The organism is Dactylosporangium fulvum (assembly GCF_025137375.1).
Classification (GTDB): domain Bacteria; phylum Actinomycetota; class Actinomycetes; order Mycobacteriales; family Micromonosporaceae; genus Dactylosporangium; species Dactylosporangium fulvum.
Map to the genome: position 1 here is coordinate 8339059 of NZ_CP073720.1, position 15630 is coordinate 8354688.

Genomic DNA, 15630 nt, shown 5'->3' on the forward strand with positions numbered 1-15630 from the left:
TATCCTGGTCGCCGACCTCGCGGCTGCTGAACCGTCAGGCACATCACCAAACGCATCGCGTGGCACCCACCGTGCCGCGTGCCGGTGCCGCGTTCCCTCAGACAGCCACGAAAGGTCCCTGCATGCCCTTGTCCAAGACCACCAGACGACCCGACCCCCGCCTCACCCGGCTCGACGACGCCTGGGCCGCGCTGCCCAACCCGCTCGGCGTGCCGGTGGAGATCTGCGCCGGCGCCGACGTGCCGATCGAGTCCGCCGCGATCGACGAGCTGCTCACCGTGCTCGACACCGCCCGCACCCTGGAGGCGCTCGCCGCCGCCACGCCCGGGCTCGACCGGGAGCCGCGCATCGACCGGGTGGTGTGCACGCCCGACTTCCACAAGGGCGCCGGCATCCCGATCGGCACCGTGCTGCAGACGAGCGGCGCGCTGATCCCGCAGGCGGTCGGCAACGACGTCAACTGCGGGATGCGGGTGGAGGTCACCTCGCTCACCGTCGACCGGGTCCGCCCGCACCTCGACGCGCTCGAACGGAAGCTCCGCCACCTGTTCTTCGAGGGCGGCCGGCGCATCGGGCTCACCGCCGCCCACCGGGAAGGCCTGCTGCGCCACGGCCTGCCCGGCCTGCTCGCCGAGCCGGTGCCGGCCGAGCCCGAAGGGGCCTGGTCCCAGCTCGGCGACGAGGACGTCGCCGCCATGCACGCCGCCGGGTGGCCGGCCCGGTCCGCGGAGGGGTTCCGCGACTGGATCACGAGCGGCGGCGGTACGAGCTACGACAGCATCATCGGCAGCGTCGGCGGCGGGAACCACTTCGCCGAGCTGCAGTATGTCTCGGCGGTCCACGACGGGCCGGCCGCCTACGCCTGGGGCCTCGCGCCGGGCCGGGTGGTCCTGATGGTGCACAGCGGCTCGCTGTCGCTGGGTCACCAGGCCAACGCGACCGGGCAGGACCAGGCGCGGGCGGCGTGGCCGCGTTCGGTACCGCTGCCGGCGAACCGGATCCTGCCGATGCTCCTCGACGAGGCGACCACGGCGCGGCGGGAGCGCTACCTGACCGCGTTCGCCAACGCGGCGAACTTCGCCATCGGCAACCGGTTCTTCCTCGCGCTGATGCTGCGGGCCGGGCTCGCGAGCGTGGCGGGCGAGCTGGAGTCGCGGCTGGTCTACGAGGCGCCGCACAACCTGCTGTGGCCCGGCCCGGACGGCACCGTGGTGCATCGCAAGGGTGCGACGCCCGCGGACGGTCCGAGCCCGGCCGCGCCGTGGGGCGAGCCGGTCATCGTGCCCGGCTCGATGGGCGCGCCGAGCCACCTGCTGCGCGGCCTCGGCAACACCCGGGCCCTCGGCAGCGCCTGTCACGGTGCCGGGCGCAGCATCCCGCGGGGTGCGGCGTCGCGCGGCGGCGACGCGGAGCTCGACGCGTTCCTGCGCGAGTTCCGGGTGGTCACGCCGCTCGACCACCGGGATCCGGCGGTCGCCGCGCGCCGGGACGTCGTCGACGCCTGGCGGCGCGACCTCAAGCAGGAGGCGCCGTGGGCGTACAAGGACGTCGGCCCGGTGGTCGAGAGCCTGCACCGCGCGGAGGTCGCCCTGCCGGTCGCCGAGCTTCGCCCGATCCTCACGGTGAAGGGCTGACCGTGCGCCGGCCGAGGTCGTGGAGCAGCGCGTCCAGCGTGTCGTCGTCGGCCCAGCCGTTCACCGACACGAGGCCGTCGGCCGCCACGGTGATCTCCAGGCGGTCCGGGGTCGACCGCGCCGCGGCCAGCAGGTCCGGAAAGCGGTCGTTGAGCAGCACGAACTCCTGGTTGGTGGAGCCGGCCCACGGGCGGGCGCGGTCCACGAGCCCGGCCACGTACGGGCCGGCGATCAGCAGGTCGGTGGCCGCCAGCAGCGCTGCCACACCGGTCCGTCCGCCGCGGACGGCCGCGTCGAGCTGCGCCGTGGTGTAGCCCGAGAAGGTCATGACGGAGCGGCCGGCGTCCCGGACGCCGGCCGCCACCGCGGCGAGCGGGGCAGCGTGGTCGAACGGTTCCCCGCCGAGCAGCGTCAGGCCGCCGGTCTCCTCGGCCAGGATGCGCTCCAGCAGGGCCGTGGCCGTCCACTCCGCGCCGCCGCGAAACGTCCACAGGTGCGGGTTGAAGCAGCCCGCGCAGCGGATCGTGCAGCCCTGCACCCACACTGCTGTCCGCTCACCCGGCCCCTCAGCGCGGGTCCGTGCGAGATACCTCCCGATCCGGACGCGGTCCTCAGACGTCGAGGACACGGCCGGCGGACGGGTTGTCGGGGCGGGGGCCGCAGCGCACCTGGTGCCGCAGCCGGGCGAACTGGTGCGGGGCCAGCTGCGCGACGACGGCGAACTCCTCGATCGACCCGAAGCCGCCACGGGCCGTGCGCTCGGCGACGATCCGCTCGGCGCGGGCCAGGTCGAACTCGCCGAACCCGGCCAGCTGGGCCGCCGTGGCGGTGTTGACGTCGACCGGCCCGAACACCGGCGCCGCGCCCGCGCCCGGGAGGCCAGACGCCGGATCCGGGAAGCCGGACCCGACCGGCGTGCTCGGGAACGGGGACGGCACGGGCGTGCTCGGGAACGGGGACGGCACGGGCGTGCTCGGGAACGGGGACGACGGCCCGGCCTGGACCGGCGCGGGCGTGGCCGGGAACGCGGCCTGGGCCGGCAGCGGCGTGACCTGGAACGCGGCCTGGGCCGGCGCCGGCGTGGCCGGGAACGCGGGCGGCGGCGCGACCTGGGCCGGCGCACCGGGGACCGCCGTGGCCGGAGCCGAACCGAACGGGGCCGGGCCGAAACCCGCCGGAGCCGGTGGGAACGACGGGGGCGGCGCCAGCCGCCGGGCCGCCGCGGCCTGCCGCGCCTCCTGCCAGCGCAGCCACCCCGGGTTCACGATCAGGGAGTGGATGATGCTCGCCAGCCAGAGCCCGAAGAACGTGAGCGCGAGGTTCCCGCTGGCCGCCGAGTCGCGGTCCACCCGCTCGAAGGCGATGAACACGGCCCACGTCGCCAGCATGTAGCCCAGGCCGCTCACCGACCACGCTGGGCGCCGGGCGCGCAGGCCGATGACCAGGAGACCGAGGCCGCTCAGGCAGCCCAGGCCGAGCAGCGACAGCAGGACCCACCAGCTGTTCAGCAGTTTCCGGCTAAAGGACATCGTGGTCTTCCTGTCTGGCGCGGTGGGTGGCGGTCGTGGTGCCGCTCGCGGTGTGGTCGGCCGTGAAGGCGCTCTGCACGGCCCGGGCCTCCAGCAGGTCCTCCAGCACGGTGACGTAGTCGAGGCAGGCCGGGCCGAGGATGCCCAGCGTCTCCGCGGTCACGGTGCCGTCCGCGGCGACGGTCACGACGATACGTTTCACACCTGCTCCACGGCGAACACCAGGCGCACGGCCGCGTCCGGGGTCACGGTGCGCGACTCGAGCCGCAGGCCGGCCGCCGGGGCCCGCTCCTGCAGCCGGGCGAGGACCGCCTGCTGCACCTGACGGCCGTAGGCGGCGTCGACCGCTCGTACGATCTCCACCGCCCGGGCCTCGTCGACGTCACCGGTGAAATGGGCGGTCCAGATGCCCTCGGCGTCCCGGCCGAACCGGGTCCGCACGCCGGCCCAGTCGGCCACCAGGTCGTCGCCGTCGCGGGAGACCTCCGCCGCGCACGCGCGCAGCGCCTCGGCCAGCAGGGAGGTGTCGCGCATGCGGGTCTGCACCCGGCACACGGTCCTGGAGTCCGCGCTGACGGCTGCGGCGCGAGCCGAGACGGCCGCCACCGCCAAGGGGATCAGCAGCAGGGAGATGCTCATGCGGTACCCCTAGATCTCCAGCGTCCGGCCGTGGCGCGGGACGACCGGTATGGGAGCGGTCGGCGGCTCCTCGCCCGGATCCCAGTCCTCGGCCGCGGTCGCGGCGACCGCGCGGGTCTTCGCCCAGAGCCGGATCTCGTCAAGCTTCTCGGCCTGGGTCACGCTCAGCGGCACCATCGCGCTCACGGCCCGCACCAGGTCGTCCCGGCGCAGCGGGCGGCGCTCCGAGAACGCGTCGAACAGCCCGGCGACGACCGCCTGCTCGATCTCGGCGCCGGAGTATCCGGCGGTCAGGTCGCCGACCTCACGCAGCAGCGCGTCGTCGAGGGTGAGCCCGCCGGCGACCGCGGGCTTGCGGAGGCGGCGGCTCAGGTGGACGTTCCAGATCGAGGTGCGCTCGGCGCGGGTGGGCAGGTCGACGAAGAAGATCTCGTCGAAGCGGCCCTTGCGCAGCAGTTCCGGCGGCAGCCGCTCGATGTCGTTGGCGGTGGCGATGACGAAGACCGGCTTGGTCTTCTCCTGCATCCAGGTGAGGAACGTGCCGAAGACACGCGACGACGTGCCGCTGTCGTTGCCCGTACCGCTGGAGAAGCCCTTCTCGATCTCGTCGACCCACAGGACGCAGGGCGAACTGGCCTCGGCCGTGCGGATCGCGGCGCGCATGTTGTGCTCGCTGGAGCCGATGAGCCCGGAGAAGACCCGGCCGATGTCCAGCCGGAGCAGCGGCAGTCCCCATGCGGCGGCGACCGCCTTGGCCGTCAGCGACTTGCCGCAGCCGGGCACGCCGGTGATGAGCACGCCCTTGGGCGCCGGCAGGCCGTAGTCGGCGGCGGCCGCGAGCCATGAGTTGTCCCGCTTGGCGAGCCAGCGCTTGAGGTTCTCCAGGCCGCCGACGTCGGCGAGGCGCACGTCGGCGGCGACGAACTCCAGCAGCCCGGACTTGCGGACGGTCTGGCGCTTCTCCTCGTGCACGACGCCGAGGTCGTGGACGTCGAGGATCCCGTCGTTGACCATCGCGCGGGCGAAGGCGTTCTCCGCCTCGTGGAGCGTGAGCCCGACGGCGGCCTTGGCGAACTTCTCGCGGCCGACCGCGTCGAGGTCGATGCGGATCCGCCCGCCCGCCGCATTGTTCGCGATCATCGACTCCAGCACGCCGCGGATCTCCGCCTCGGTCGGCAGCGGGAAGTCGACGATGGTCACGTCCTTGTCGAGGTCGGGCGGGATGCGCAGCATCGGCGCGACGACAACGAGGGTGCGCGGCACGGCGCCGCTCTTGAAGGCGGTGGCGATGTCCCGCAGCCGCCGCACGACCGTGGGCAGGGCGGGGATGTCACCGCCGAGCGAGTTGTGCAGGTCGCGGAAGACGAAGAGGCCGGGCTCCTGGATGCGCAGGACCGCGTCGAGGGCGTTGTCGGGCTCCATGGTGTGCTGGCGGGCCGCCCCGTCAGGCTGCAGCAGCCCGGTCGTCGCCGACCAGGTCCACATCGGCCGCGGGGTGCGGATGAGCGCCGCGTCGCCGGCGACGGCGGCGAGCTCGGCGAGCACCCGGTGCTCCTCGAAGGACTCCACGTAGAGGACCGGGAACCTGGCCTTCAACAGCTGGGCCAGGTCGTTGCGGAAACCGGTCATGCGTCCTCCGCTTCGCTCCGGGCCGGTTATGCCCCGACTCTAAGATCGCTTTGCGGTCAGAGAAGTCCGGTGCTTGTCGCGAGCCCTGTCAGGAAGGCGGCACCGGCGAGGACGGTCATCGCCCAGGCCTGGCGGCGCAGGCTGCGGCGAAACGCCGGGCGCTCGGCCGGCAGCGCGAAGACCCGCGCGGGCCAGTGCCGCCAGGAGACGTTCGCGAAGATGGCGGCGGCACACAGGTACAGCGGCAGGAGCACGAGGACCGGGAGCCGGTCGTGCGCGGCCACGGCGGTCAGGATCAGGGCCGCGAGCAGGGCGACCACCCGCCACCGGTTGCCGTGTGCGAGCGTCATGAGGAACTCTTCGAGCTGGTCGTCGTCGGTGAAGAAGCGGGCCGCCTTCGGCTGGACGACAAGCAGGCTGTAGCCCATCGCACCGGCCCACACCGCCACCAGGGCGAGATGGACGGTCACCAGCAGGGCCACCCCGCGACTTTAGCGGTACTTCCAGTGCCAGGGCTCCCGCGGCGTGTCCTCGACGAAGCCGAAGCGCCCGGCGTTGGCGCGCATCCAGGACTGGGCCCCGGCGTCGAGGTCGAGGTCGACGGCCATGCCCCAGCCGTGGTCGCTGGTACCCGGCTTGGCGGCCAGGCCGCCCTGCGAGTAGAGGCCCTTGCGGTGGGCCAGGTCGACCTGCTCGGCGTACGAGCGGTAGGAGTCGGTGATGCCGATCGTCACGCCGTCGGCCCGGGCGGCCCGCATGAGCGCCTCGAGCGACGCGGCCGCGGGCGCCCACAGCCGGTGGCCGGTGTCACCGACCCGCTGGAGGGCCGACTCGGGAATCCGGCCGTTGCCGTAGCGGGCCAGGTCGGCCGGCACCCCCTCGGGAGTGCGGAGGGCCCGGCCCGCCTCCGTGACCGCGGTGGCGAAGGAGGCCGCGGTGGCGAAGGAGGCCGTGCTCGCGGAGGCGGCGGCGGTCGCGGCGGTGTTCGCCGGTGGCGGGTGGACGGCGGCGATCTGGGTGCGGATCTCGGCCACCCGGGTGGCGATGCTGGCGATGCCTTCCACGCCGCCACCATCGGCCACCCGAACGGCAACCTGAGGGTTACGTTCGCCGACCCCTCAGGCGATCCTGATGACGTGCCGCACGCCCTGCACACCCTCGCCGAGGTTCAGACGGCCTTCGCCGTGCCCAGCAGGTGCCCGTCGTGATCGGAGATCGTCACCATGTCGACGTTGCCGAGCTGGATGGAGCTGGCCCCGGTGACCCGGGCGGACGCGGTCCGGGTGCGGCCCCAGCACGCGGCCTGCTCGGCCTGGCCGCCGCGGTCCACCACGTGCATCGCGAACGGCCCCTCGCCCGGTAACCCGGACAGCTCGACCGCGACGGACACGCCCCACTGCCGCGGGGTCAGCGTGGCCTGGCCGGCCAGGCCACTGCCGGCCGCGGCGACGAACCGCACGACGGTGCCGGCGGTCGCGGAGGCGGAGACGGCGACGTGCGGGGTCTGCGCGCTGCCCGGCCAGAGCGCGAGCGCGGCGACGGCCAGCACCACCGCGACCGCCGCGGCGACGCCGATGAGCCGGCCCAGCGGCAGCCGCTGCGGACGCGAGCGGCGGAGGAAGGCGTCCAGCCCGTCACGTGTCGGCGACTCGAGCGGCGTGGCGGCCGGGTCGAACGGCAGACGCTGGAGCAGCTCCGGCACCGGGGCCAGCCGGTCGGCCTCGGCCCGGCACCCGGCGCAGGTGCTCAGGTGCGCGTCGACGCGGAACTGGTCGGCGTCGTCGAGGCCGCCCAGGACGTATCCGCCCAGCAGCGGACGGACCTCCTCGTGGTCGGCGCTCACCGCAGTACCCCCATCTCCTCGAACGCCGCCCGCAGCGCCCGGACCGCATAGTAGGTCCGCGACTTGACCGTGCCCTCGGGGACGGACAGCCGGCGGGCCGTGTCCGCGACGGTCTGGCCGTCGTAGTAGACCGCCTGCACGACCTCGCGGTGCTCGACGGACAGCCGGTCCAGCGCGGCGCGGATCAGCCAGCCCTCGACGAGCTGGTCGACGTTGTCGGCGGCGGCGACGGCGGCGACCGCGTCGGGGTCGGACACCAGCCGGGGGCGGCGCTGCTCGGCCCGCCAGGCGTTGCTCACCACGTTGCGCGCGATGGTCAGCAGGTACGACCTGGTGGTGTCCCGGCCGACGTCGATGCGCTCGATGTGTTTCCAGGCGCGCAGGAGGGTCTCCTGGACGAGGTCCTCGGCGCGATGGCGGTCGCGTTCGTACCGCGAGACGAAGGCGAGCAGCACGCCGTAGTGCTCGGTGTACAGCGCGGTCATCAGCTCCTCGTCGCGCGTCACCCGGTCCCCTTCCGCAGCCGCCTCCGTCGGGTCTACACCCACAGACCGTTGCGGGTTCAACTTCTTTGCCTTGAATGTTTTTACGTAATTACGTACCGTCGGAACCATGGCCGGCATCGAGGAGCGCCTCGCCGCGCTGGAGGCCAGGGTCTTCGGGGCGCACGCCGCCCCCGAGCCCTCGGCCTTCTGGGCGCTCGACCAGCTCCGCGAGCGGGTGGAGGCGCCCGGCGCCGTGCTGTTCACCGGCGCGGTCGACGTGCCGACCGGCGAGCACTACGAGTGGCAGCACGGCACGCCGGTCGCCCGGCTGCTCGACGAGGACTGGACCGACCTCGCGCCCGCGATCGCCGCCCTGGGCCACCCGATGCGGCTGCGGCTGCTGCGCGAGGTGCTCGGCGGGCGGCGGACGACCGCCGAGCTCGCCGACGTCGAAGGGCTCGGCACCAGCGGCCAGCTCTACCACCACCTGCGGCAGCTCACCGCCGCCGGCTGGTTGCGCCCGGCCGCCTCCCGCGGCCACTACGGCATCCCGCCCGAGCGGATCGTCCCGCTCCTGGTGATCCTGGCGGCCGCGCGCCGCTGAAGGGGGTTCGACCGTGCGTGTCGTTGTTCTCGTCACCGTCACCCTGCTCGCCGGAGCCGTCGCGCTCCTCGTCCGGCCGCGCCCGCCCCACCTGGCCGGCCCGGTCACCGGCGATCCGGCGCTCGCCGCCGACCTGCGCCGGGCCGTCGGCGACCCGGACGGACACCGCGCACTGGCCGTGGCCGCGATCGACCCCTCCGGCGTGCGGTTCGCCGGCATCGGCGACCGGGGCGACGGCGGGCCGGTCACGCAGGACACCCCGTTCGAGATCGGCTCGGTGACCAAGGGCCTGACCGGCATGCTGCTCGCCGACCGGATCGCGGCCGGCACCGTCGCCCCCGGCGACCCGCTGCGCGCGGCCCTGCCGGCGGTCTCCGGCCCCGTCGGCGACGTCACGCTCGCCGAGCTGGCCAGCCACCGCGCCGGCCTGCCGAGCGTGCCGCCGGGCTTCGGGAGCTACCTGGGCAGCATCCGCGGCGCCGACCCGTATGCGGGACAGGACCTCGACTGGCTCCTGCGGGCCGTCGGCGGGACCAGCCCCGGCGGCACCCGCGGCACGATGCACTACTCGAACATCGGCGCGGCCCTGCTCGGCCAGGCGCTCGCCGCGAAGGCCGGGGTGTCCTACGAGCAACTGCTGCGCGAGCGCGTCCTGACCCCGATCGGCATGACCGCCACGACGATCACGCCGGACGGCGCCGCGCTGCCCGCCGGCCACGCCTCGGGCTCGACCGCGGCCGGCCGACGGACCGATGCCTGGCAGGGCTCCGGTTGGGCACCGGCCGGCGTCGGCGTCTGGTCCACTGCCGCGGACCTGGCCCGGCTGGTCGTCGCACTGCGGGACGGCACCGCTCCGGGCGCCGACGCCGCGGAGCCCCGCTTCGACGCCGGCGAGCAGGATCGGATCGGCTACGGCTGGTTCACGACCCGGTTCGACAACATGACGCTGACCTGGCACAACGGCGGCACGGGCGGCTTCCGGGCCTACGTCGGCCTGGACCGCGCGAGCGGACGCGGGGTCGTGGTCCTCGGCAACACCGACCGCAGCGTCACCGCGCTCGGCCAGCGACTCCTCGGCGCCACCCCGACCACCGGGGAGCCGGGCCCCGACGGCCTGGGTGCGCTGCGGGGCCCGCTGGCGGTCGTCCTGGCGTTCGCGGGCGCGCTGGGCCTGCTGGCGACGGTGTTCCTGGCCGCGCACGGCCGGTCGGACCGCGTGCGTCTCGCCTCGTCGGCGGTGTGGTCGCTGGTGCTGCTGTTCGCCGCGTACCGGGTCGGCGACTGGCTGACGGCCCCGGGCTGGCTGTGGTCGGCCGGCGCCACGGTGACCGCCCTGGCCCTGTGCCTGGCGGCGCTGCGCTGGCACTCGCTGCCCCTGGTGGCAGGCCGCCCCTGGTGGCGCTGGACAGCGGCGGCGGTATCGGCGGCGTGCGCAGCCCTGGCGGCCTGGGCCGTGGCCTGACGCGTTGGTCATGCAGTTGTGGTGCCTGACAAACCGAACATTGCGGGAGTGTCGAGGCACCACGACTGCATGATCAACGCAGTACAGGGTCAGGCGCTCCGAGATGCTGCCCGGCGGTAGGCGAGCAGGCCCACCACCAGGCCGGCCAGGCCCAGGACCAGGCCGGCGACACCCAGCCCGACGGCGGCGCCGTTGCCGTCACCGCCGTCGTCCGACGCGGTGCCGGCGGGAGCGGCCGTCGCGGAGGCCGGCGCGCCGCTCGCGGCGGCCTTCGGGGTCAGCTTGAGCGTCGGGGCCGGGTGCTCGGCCTCGGCGCCGGCGGAGGGCTCGTCGATCCAGCGGACGACCTCGCCGCTGGAGTACGTCTGCAGGGCCTTGAAGACGAGCTGGTCGGTCTCCGGCAGCGGGCCCAACGACACGTCGAACTCCTGGAACTGGTGCGGCTTGATCGCCGAGTTGGCGTCCGCGGTCCAGGTGATCTTGGAGACGGCCTCGACGAGCTCGCCGTCCGCGGTCTTGATCGGGGTGGTGAGCTTGGTGGTCTCGCTCACCGCCGTCCAGCCCTGGATCGGCTTCAGCGACACCGACGCGACGGGCTTGTCGGTCGGCAGCGCGATCTCCAGCTTCACCGTGCTGGCGTCGTCGCGCTCGTTCGGCACGCGGAACGTCACCTTCGTGTACCCGCCCTGCGTGGCGGTGCTCGGGTTGACGGTCACGTGCGCGGAGGCGACGGCGGGGAAGGCGAGTGCCGCGGTGGCGGCCGCGGCGACGGCGACACCCGCGCGGACCACGTGGGCCAGGCGCATGATGTGGGGGGTCCTCTCTGGGAACAGCGGACGAACGATGTCCGCGGGTAGTCGCCGGACCCCACCGGAAAGTTCCCGCGCTACCGCCGCAGATCACCCGGATCGGCGTGGGCGGTGCCGAGCGCCACCACGGCGAACAGCCCGACCGCCAGCACGTGGACCGCCGTGCACCACAGGCAGATCGCGTCGAGCGTGAACAGCTCCGCGAACACCAGGTAGAAGACGAAGAGGACGCCGACGGCGGCGAACGCGAGCCGGCCCATCCGGATCTCGGGCCGGCGCGACCGCCAGAGCGCCGGCAGCGACGCGACCAGCATGATCACGAAGTACACCAGGCCGAGCACCGCGACCGGGATGCCCAGGAACGCCGACTGCTCGCTCGTGGTGACCTTCACGCAGTTCAGCGCGCCGGTGTCGGGGCAGGCGAGGGTCGTCGCCGCGGTGAAGTGCTCGTAGGTGAGGTACACCGAGACGGCCAGCCCGACGGCGGAGAGCACCAGCGAGACGACCGGCACCCAGGACTGGACGAGCCGCCGGTCGATCTCGGGAAGGCTGACCGCGCTACTTGACGCTGACATTGGCGAACTCCCCCTGGAAGGCCGAGACGGCGGGGCTGGTGCAGACGTCCCCGGGCTGGCCGTTGGTCAGCTTGCACAACAACGCGGTCATCGCGTTCGCGTTGGCGTCGATCGTACGGCCGAGCTGGCTCTGCGGATCGTTGACCGCGGCGGCGACCTGCTCGTGCGTCTTGCCCTGGAGCAGCTGCGGGCTGTACGACGAGCCGGTGGCGATCGCCTGGTTGGCGAAGTCGATGAACGGGATGGCGCCGGCCGAGGCCGCGTCGACGTACGGCGGGGCGTTGTACTTCTGGAGGATCTGCTGCTGCTGCGGGGTCAGCGTGTCCAGCGGCGCGTAGCTGCCGCCCTTGCGCTTGTTGGTGGCCGTCTCGACGCCCTGGAAGGCGAGGTACTGGCTGGTGTACTTCGAGCCGTGGAACGACAGCGTCGGCGTGTTCGGATACACGTCGTCGGACGCCGACCGGCTCAGCGACAGACCCTCGAACGTGCCGAACCTGGACAGCGCGATGACCACCGGCCAGCGCTGCGAGGCACAGAACGGGCAGTATTCCGCGCCGACGTAGAGGACCAGCGGCTTGCCGTCCTGGGTGAGCGCGGGCTGCCCGGTGATCACCTTCGGCGGCACGGTGTTGTTCCCGCCGTCGACCGCGTTGAGCGTCGCCGCCGGCACCGTGGTGACAGCGGTGATCACCGCCGTGGCGGCCGCGCCCGACGGCAGCGCCTGCGGCGCCGGCCCACCGCCCGAGCCCGCGCCGCCCAGCTTCGCCACGACCATGACGGCGAAGGCCACGATCACGACCACGATCGCCGTGGTGGCCTGCCGCATGCGGCCCTGCCGGGCCGTGGCCCGCTCCTGGATCATCCGCATGCGCCGCGCGTAGTCGCGCGAGTCACGCTGCCGTTTCGACACCCGGCCACCCTCCGTCTGGTCTCGGACATCGGTTAGACGTCGACGACCCGGCATAGGTTCCCCGAACCGGCCACGGAACACCCGCCGATGCCAGACTCCCGGGCCCGAGCACCGTTCACCCGGGTCGAAGGTCCCGTCCCGAGGGGCCGGACGCCATCCGATCGTAGATCTTGCGCAACGCTGCGTAGGCGGGCAATGTGCAATCCGGCACCTCGCACATCGTCGAGCACGGATGCGAAAGGCGATTCCAGTTATGCAGAGACGACACCTGCTCGCGGCCGCCGGTGGCGCCGTCGCGGGCGCGGCCGGCCTGGCGGGCACCGCCGCGGCCGGCACGGCCGGCGGCGAGACGCTGAAGCCCGGCAGGACCCGGCTGATCAGCCTCTCCCACGTCAACGACCCGGCGACGACCAACGTCTATCCGGGCGACCCACCCTTCGAGCTCGAGGTCATCGCCACGATCGAGAACGAGGGCTACTACCTGCAGTACGTCCGGGAGGGCGAGGCGACCGGCACGCATTGGGGCGCGCCGGGCCACTTCAACGCGGGCGAGCCGCTCGCCGACGACCTCGACCCGAACGACCTCTTCCTGCCCGCGGTGAAGATCGACGTGCGGGACAAGTGTGCGCGCAACGCCGACTACGCGCTGACGATCGATGACGTGCGGCAGTGGGAGCGGCGGCACGGGCGCATCCCGAACGAGTCCATGATCATCATGTGGACCGGCTGGGAGTACAAGTGGGGAACCCCGGCCTTCCCGAACCTCGACGCCGACGGGGTGCTCCACCAGCCGGGCTTCGCTCCCGAGACCGTCCAGTGGTTCATCGACACCGGCCGGATCGGTCGCAACGGCGGCACCGGCATCGACACGTTCGGCCCGGACCTCGGCACCGACGCGGAGTTCCGCGCCTCGCTGCTGGTCTACCGACGGCACCGGATCAGCCTGGAGATCCTCGCGAACCTCGCGCAGTTCCCGGCGACCGGCGCCTCGGTGCTGTGCGGCGGCATGATCAACGCGAAGGGCTCCGGATCGACCGCCCTCATTTACGGGGTGATCCCGCCGGGCGTGCGGGTGTGAACCACCTCGGGCCGGTGCCGCCGGGCACCGGCCCGATTGACGCGGGAGAGGGCAACTCATAGTGTCTGAGGTGTGACGGTGTGAGGGAAGCCTGAAGGAGGCCGTTCATGAGCACCATTTCCGCCCCTGAGGCGACCCCGAAGCCGCTGGTCCTGCCCGTCTCCCGCTCGTTCTTCTGGCTGGGCGGCACCGCGCTGCTCGCCCTGCTCGTCTACTACTTCGTCGGCATCGAGCAGGGCGCCGTGGCGATCTTCGGCAACGACACCCACGTGCACGAGCTCCTGCACGACGGGCGTCACTTCCTCGGTTTCCCCTGCCACTGAGCGCATGGAGAAGCGACTCATCCTGCGCGGCGTGATCGCCGGCGCAGTCGGTGGCGTGCTCGCGTTCGTCTTCGCCCGCATCTTCGCGGAGCCGCTGGTCCAGAAGGCGATCGACTACGAAGAGGGCCGCGGCGCGGCCGAGGAGCGGCTCGCGGGCGTCGGGGCACACGAGCACGGCGAGGTCTTCAGCCGCACGGTGCAGGAGAACCTCGGCATCGGCCTGGCGCTGGTCCTGTTCGGAATCGCGATGGGCGCCCTGTTCGCCGTGGCTTATGCGATCTGCCTCGGCCGTGTCGGGCGGGTCCGGGCGCGGCCGCTCGCCCTGCTGGTGGCCGGTGCGGCGTTCGTGAGCGTCTACCTGGTGCCGTTCCTGAAGTATCCGACCAACCCGCCGGCCGTCGGCAACGACGACACCATCCGCATGCGCAGCGCACTGTACCTCGTGCTGACCGGCGCCTCGGTGATCCTGCTGGTCCTGGCCGCGTGGCTGGGCCGGCGGCTCCAGGCCCGGTTCGGCAACTGGAACGCGAGCCTGCTCGCCGGCGGGGCGTACGTGGCGGCGGTCGCGGTGCTGTTCCTGCTGCTGCCGTCGCTGGGTGACCTGGCCGCCAACAAGGACCTGCACCAGTCGACGGAGACGCCGCCGCCGCTCACCGACGCCGACGGGACGATCGTGTTCCCCGGCTTCCCGGCCGACGTCCTGTACGGGTTCCGGCTCTACGCGATCGGCGGGCAGCTGCTCATGTGGACCGCGATCGGCCTGGTCTTCGGGCCCATGGCGGAGAAGCTGCTGGAACGGCCGCCGGCGGTCGCCGAGCAGAGCGTCACCGCCTGAGGACGCAGTCCCCGCACGTGCCGCCGCCGGGAATTCGGTAGTACAGGCAGCAGTTCCGCCGGGTCAGCGCGCGGTTCCCGACCACCGCCATGCCGGCGAGCGGCGGTCGCTCCAGCAGCGCCGCCACCACCGGCCAGCCATCGGCCGGCAGCTGCCCCGCGGCTCCGCCGAGCGCCGACGCCACGTTGCCCCACAACACCTGCGGCGAGAGCCGGAACCGCGCCCGGAAGACCTCCAGCAGCGGCGCGACCAGCCCCTCGACGCCGATCTCGAACAGCTTCGACGCCGGCGCCGACGGCACCGGTCCGCACGCGACGGGCCACGGGCCGCCCGGCACCGGCTTCCACCACAGATCCGCCGGCCGCGCCGCGCGCACCTCCCCGGCGAGCACCGCGTCCGCGAGCAGCGGCGACACGAGCCGCGCCGCCAGCCCGAGGAACAACACCGACGCGACCACCCGCTCCGGCACCACGTCGCCGTCAAGCCCGAACATGGTCAGCAGCGCCTGCCGCGAGACCGCCACCCGTTCCGCCGCCACGTCCGGGTCGAGCAGGTCGGTGAACGGCCGCCAGTCCTCCCCCCGCGCGTAAGACTCCCAGACGAAGTACGGCCCCAGCGACTCGCTCATAGCGCTATTCTGGCTGCTCGCCGGTTCGCCGGACTGCCCGGAGGTGATCCCCTGCCCACCGACAGCGCCGAGCGGTCGCGGATCATCGAGGCCGCCTATCGTTGCCTCGCCGACAGCAACGGCGGCGGGGTCTCCGTCAACGGAATCCTCGCCGCGGCCGGCCTGTCGACCCGCGCCTTCTACCGCCACTTCGACTCCAAGGACGCGCTGCTGGTGGCGATGTTCCGGCGCGACAGCAGACTGGTCCACGACGAGCTGACCGCCCTGGCCGCCACGGCGCCGGACGCGCGCGAGGCGCTGCGCCGCTGGATCGAGAGGTATCTCGGCCTGACCGCGGAGCCGCACAGGTGCCGGATCCTGACGATGGTGTCGGACGAGCTGCTGCGCACGAGCGGCTACATCGTGGAGCGCGCCCGCGCGGCGCACGACCACCGGACCGCGATCGCGGAGATCCTGGCACGCGGCCGCCAGGACGGCACGCTGCCGTGGGCCGACCCGGAGCCGGACGCGAGGACGATCCTGGCAGCGCTGTCAGGATCGTTCCAGTCGTTGATGCTGGGCACGTTCGAGCTGACAGCGGAGTCAGCAGCCGCCCAACTGACGGCGTTCACCTTCCGGGCGCTGGGCGCCCGCACCTGACGCGGGTC

General features: G+C 73.3%; 20 protein-coding genes and 1 pseudogene. 8 read left to right on the forward strand and 13 right to left on the reverse strand.

What is annotated here, in order from left to right:
• The first annotated feature begins 122 nt into the window (after positions 1-122).
• A complete protein-coding gene (locus tag Dfulv_RS38215; RefSeq protein ID WP_259858686.1) occupies positions 123-1634 on the forward strand; it encodes an RtcB family protein in 1512 nt (503 codons plus the stop codon).
• Here Dfulv_RS38215 and Dfulv_RS38220 read toward each other — a convergent pair.
• The 9 genes from Dfulv_RS38220 to Dfulv_RS38260 all read right to left on the reverse strand — a co-directional run bounded on the left by Dfulv_RS38220 (position 1618) and on the right by Dfulv_RS38260 (position 7780).
• Positions 1618-2172 carry a radical SAM protein gene (locus tag Dfulv_RS38220; protein ID WP_259858687.1) on the reverse strand — a complete coding sequence of 185 codons (555 nt, stop codon included), beginning with the start codon at positions 2170-2172 and terminating at the stop codon, positions 1618-1620. The two genes, Dfulv_RS38215 and Dfulv_RS38220, sit on opposite strands and share 17 nt — an antisense overlap.
• Positions 2173-2245: 73 nt before the next feature.
• Positions 2246-3163 carry a helix-hairpin-helix domain-containing protein gene (locus Dfulv_RS48470; protein ID WP_264675832.1) on the reverse strand — a complete coding sequence of 306 codons (918 nt, stop codon included), beginning with the start codon at positions 3161-3163 and terminating at the stop codon, positions 2246-2248.
• Positions 3153-3365, reverse strand: coding sequence for a DUF2997 domain-containing protein (locus Dfulv_RS38230; protein WP_259858689.1), 213 nt, complete (start codon positions 3363-3365; stop codon positions 3153-3155). The genes Dfulv_RS48470 and Dfulv_RS38230 overlap by 11 nt, the downstream gene beginning before the upstream one ends.
• Positions 3362-3802: a hypothetical protein gene (locus Dfulv_RS38235; RefSeq protein ID WP_259858690.1), complete on the reverse strand. Its 441-nt coding sequence runs from the start codon at positions 3800-3802 to the stop codon at positions 3362-3364. Before Dfulv_RS38235 ends, Dfulv_RS38230 begins: the two co-directional genes overlap by 4 nt.
• 9 nt (positions 3803-3811) lie before the next feature.
• Positions 3812-5431, reverse strand: a complete 1620-nt coding sequence (locus Dfulv_RS38240) for an AAA family ATPase (RefSeq protein WP_259858691.1) — start codon at positions 5429-5431, stop codon at positions 3812-3814.
• A 56-nt stretch (positions 5432-5487) separates the two neighbouring features.
• Positions 5488-5913, reverse strand: a complete 426-nt coding sequence (locus tag Dfulv_RS38245; protein WP_259858692.1) for a hypothetical protein — start codon at positions 5911-5913, stop codon at positions 5488-5490.
• A 9-nt stretch (positions 5914-5922) separates the two neighbouring features.
• Positions 5923-6495, reverse strand: a complete 573-nt coding sequence (locus Dfulv_RS38250) for a M15 family metallopeptidase (protein WP_259858693.1) — start codon at positions 6493-6495, stop codon at positions 5923-5925.
• Positions 6496-6599: 104 nt separating this feature from the next.
• The gene (locus tag Dfulv_RS38255) at positions 6600-7274 is read right to left on the reverse strand and encodes a zf-HC2 domain-containing protein (protein ID WP_259858694.1); all 675 of its coding nucleotides are present in this window, start codon (positions 7272-7274) and stop codon (positions 6600-6602) included.
• Complete coding sequence (locus Dfulv_RS38260) at positions 7271-7780, reverse strand: sigma-70 family RNA polymerase sigma factor (RefSeq protein WP_259858695.1); 510 nt, start codon at positions 7778-7780, stop codon at positions 7271-7273. Before Dfulv_RS38260 ends, Dfulv_RS38255 begins: the two co-directional genes overlap by 4 nt.
• A gap of 106 nt (positions 7781-7886) precedes the next feature.
• On the opposite strand from Dfulv_RS38260, the gene Dfulv_RS38265 reads away from it, so the two are divergent.
• A complete protein-coding gene (locus tag Dfulv_RS38265) occupies positions 7887-8363 on the forward strand; it encodes an ArsR/SmtB family transcription factor (RefSeq protein ID WP_259858696.1) in 477 nt (158 codons plus the stop codon).
• A 13-nt stretch (positions 8364-8376) separates the two neighbouring features.
• Complete coding sequence (locus tag Dfulv_RS38270; RefSeq protein ID WP_259858697.1) at positions 8377-9825, forward strand: serine hydrolase domain-containing protein; 1449 nt, start codon at positions 8377-8379, stop codon at positions 9823-9825.
• Positions 9826-9914: 89 nt separating this feature from the next.
• Here the strand turns inward: Dfulv_RS38270 and Dfulv_RS38275 are convergent, their stop codons facing one another.
• The 3 genes from Dfulv_RS38275 to Dfulv_RS38285 all read right to left on the reverse strand — a co-directional run bounded on the left by Dfulv_RS38275 (position 9915) and on the right by Dfulv_RS38285 (position 12119).
• Positions 9915-10634, reverse strand: coding sequence for a YcnI family protein (locus Dfulv_RS38275; RefSeq protein ID WP_406568043.1), 720 nt, complete (start codon positions 10632-10634; stop codon positions 9915-9917).
• A 77-nt stretch (positions 10635-10711) separates the two neighbouring features.
• The gene (locus Dfulv_RS38280) at positions 10712-11209 is read right to left on the reverse strand and encodes a vitamin K epoxide reductase family protein (protein WP_259858699.1); all 498 of its coding nucleotides are present in this window, start codon (positions 11207-11209) and stop codon (positions 10712-10714) included.
• Positions 11193-12119 carry a DUF929 domain-containing protein gene (locus tag Dfulv_RS38285; protein ID WP_259858700.1) on the reverse strand — a complete coding sequence of 309 codons (927 nt, stop codon included), beginning with the start codon at positions 12117-12119 and terminating at the stop codon, positions 11193-11195. The genes Dfulv_RS38280 and Dfulv_RS38285 overlap by 17 nt, the downstream gene beginning before the upstream one ends.
• A gap of 253 nt (positions 12120-12372) precedes the next feature.
• On the opposite strand from Dfulv_RS38285, the gene Dfulv_RS38290 reads away from it, so the two are divergent.
• The 3 genes from Dfulv_RS38290 (at position 12373) to Dfulv_RS38300 (ending at position 14355) form a co-directional block, all read left to right on the forward strand.
• Complete coding sequence (locus tag Dfulv_RS38290; RefSeq protein WP_259858701.1) at positions 12373-13197, forward strand: cyclase family protein; 825 nt, start codon at positions 12373-12375, stop codon at positions 13195-13197.
• A 107-nt stretch (positions 13198-13304) separates the two neighbouring features.
• Positions 13305-13520, forward strand: coding sequence for a CbtB-domain containing protein (locus Dfulv_RS38295; RefSeq protein WP_259858702.1), 216 nt, complete (start codon positions 13305-13307; stop codon positions 13518-13520).
• A 4-nt stretch (positions 13521-13524) separates the two neighbouring features.
• The gene (locus Dfulv_RS38300; RefSeq protein WP_259858703.1) at positions 13525-14355 is read left to right on the forward strand and encodes a CbtA family protein; all 831 of its coding nucleotides are present in this window, start codon (positions 13525-13527) and stop codon (positions 14353-14355) included.
• Here Dfulv_RS38300 and Dfulv_RS38305 read toward each other — a convergent pair.
• Entirely contained in the window at positions 14345-14983 is a 639-nt protein-coding gene (locus tag Dfulv_RS38305; protein WP_259858704.1) for a (2Fe-2S)-binding protein, read from the reverse strand. The genes Dfulv_RS38300 and Dfulv_RS38305 overlap by 11 nt on opposite strands.
• Positions 14984-15067: 84 nt before the next feature.
• On the opposite strand from Dfulv_RS38305, the pseudogene Dfulv_RS48990 reads away from it, so the two are divergent.
• Both Dfulv_RS48990 and Dfulv_RS38310 read left to right on the forward strand, forming a co-directional pair.
• Positions 15068-15145: pseudogene (locus tag Dfulv_RS48990) on the forward strand (hypothetical protein); the annotation flags it as partial.
• Between the two features lie 51 nt (positions 15146-15196).
• The gene (locus tag Dfulv_RS38310; protein WP_259858705.1) at positions 15197-15622 is read left to right on the forward strand and encodes a hypothetical protein; all 426 of its coding nucleotides are present in this window, start codon (positions 15197-15199) and stop codon (positions 15620-15622) included.
• Positions 15623-15630 lie beyond the last annotated feature (8 nt).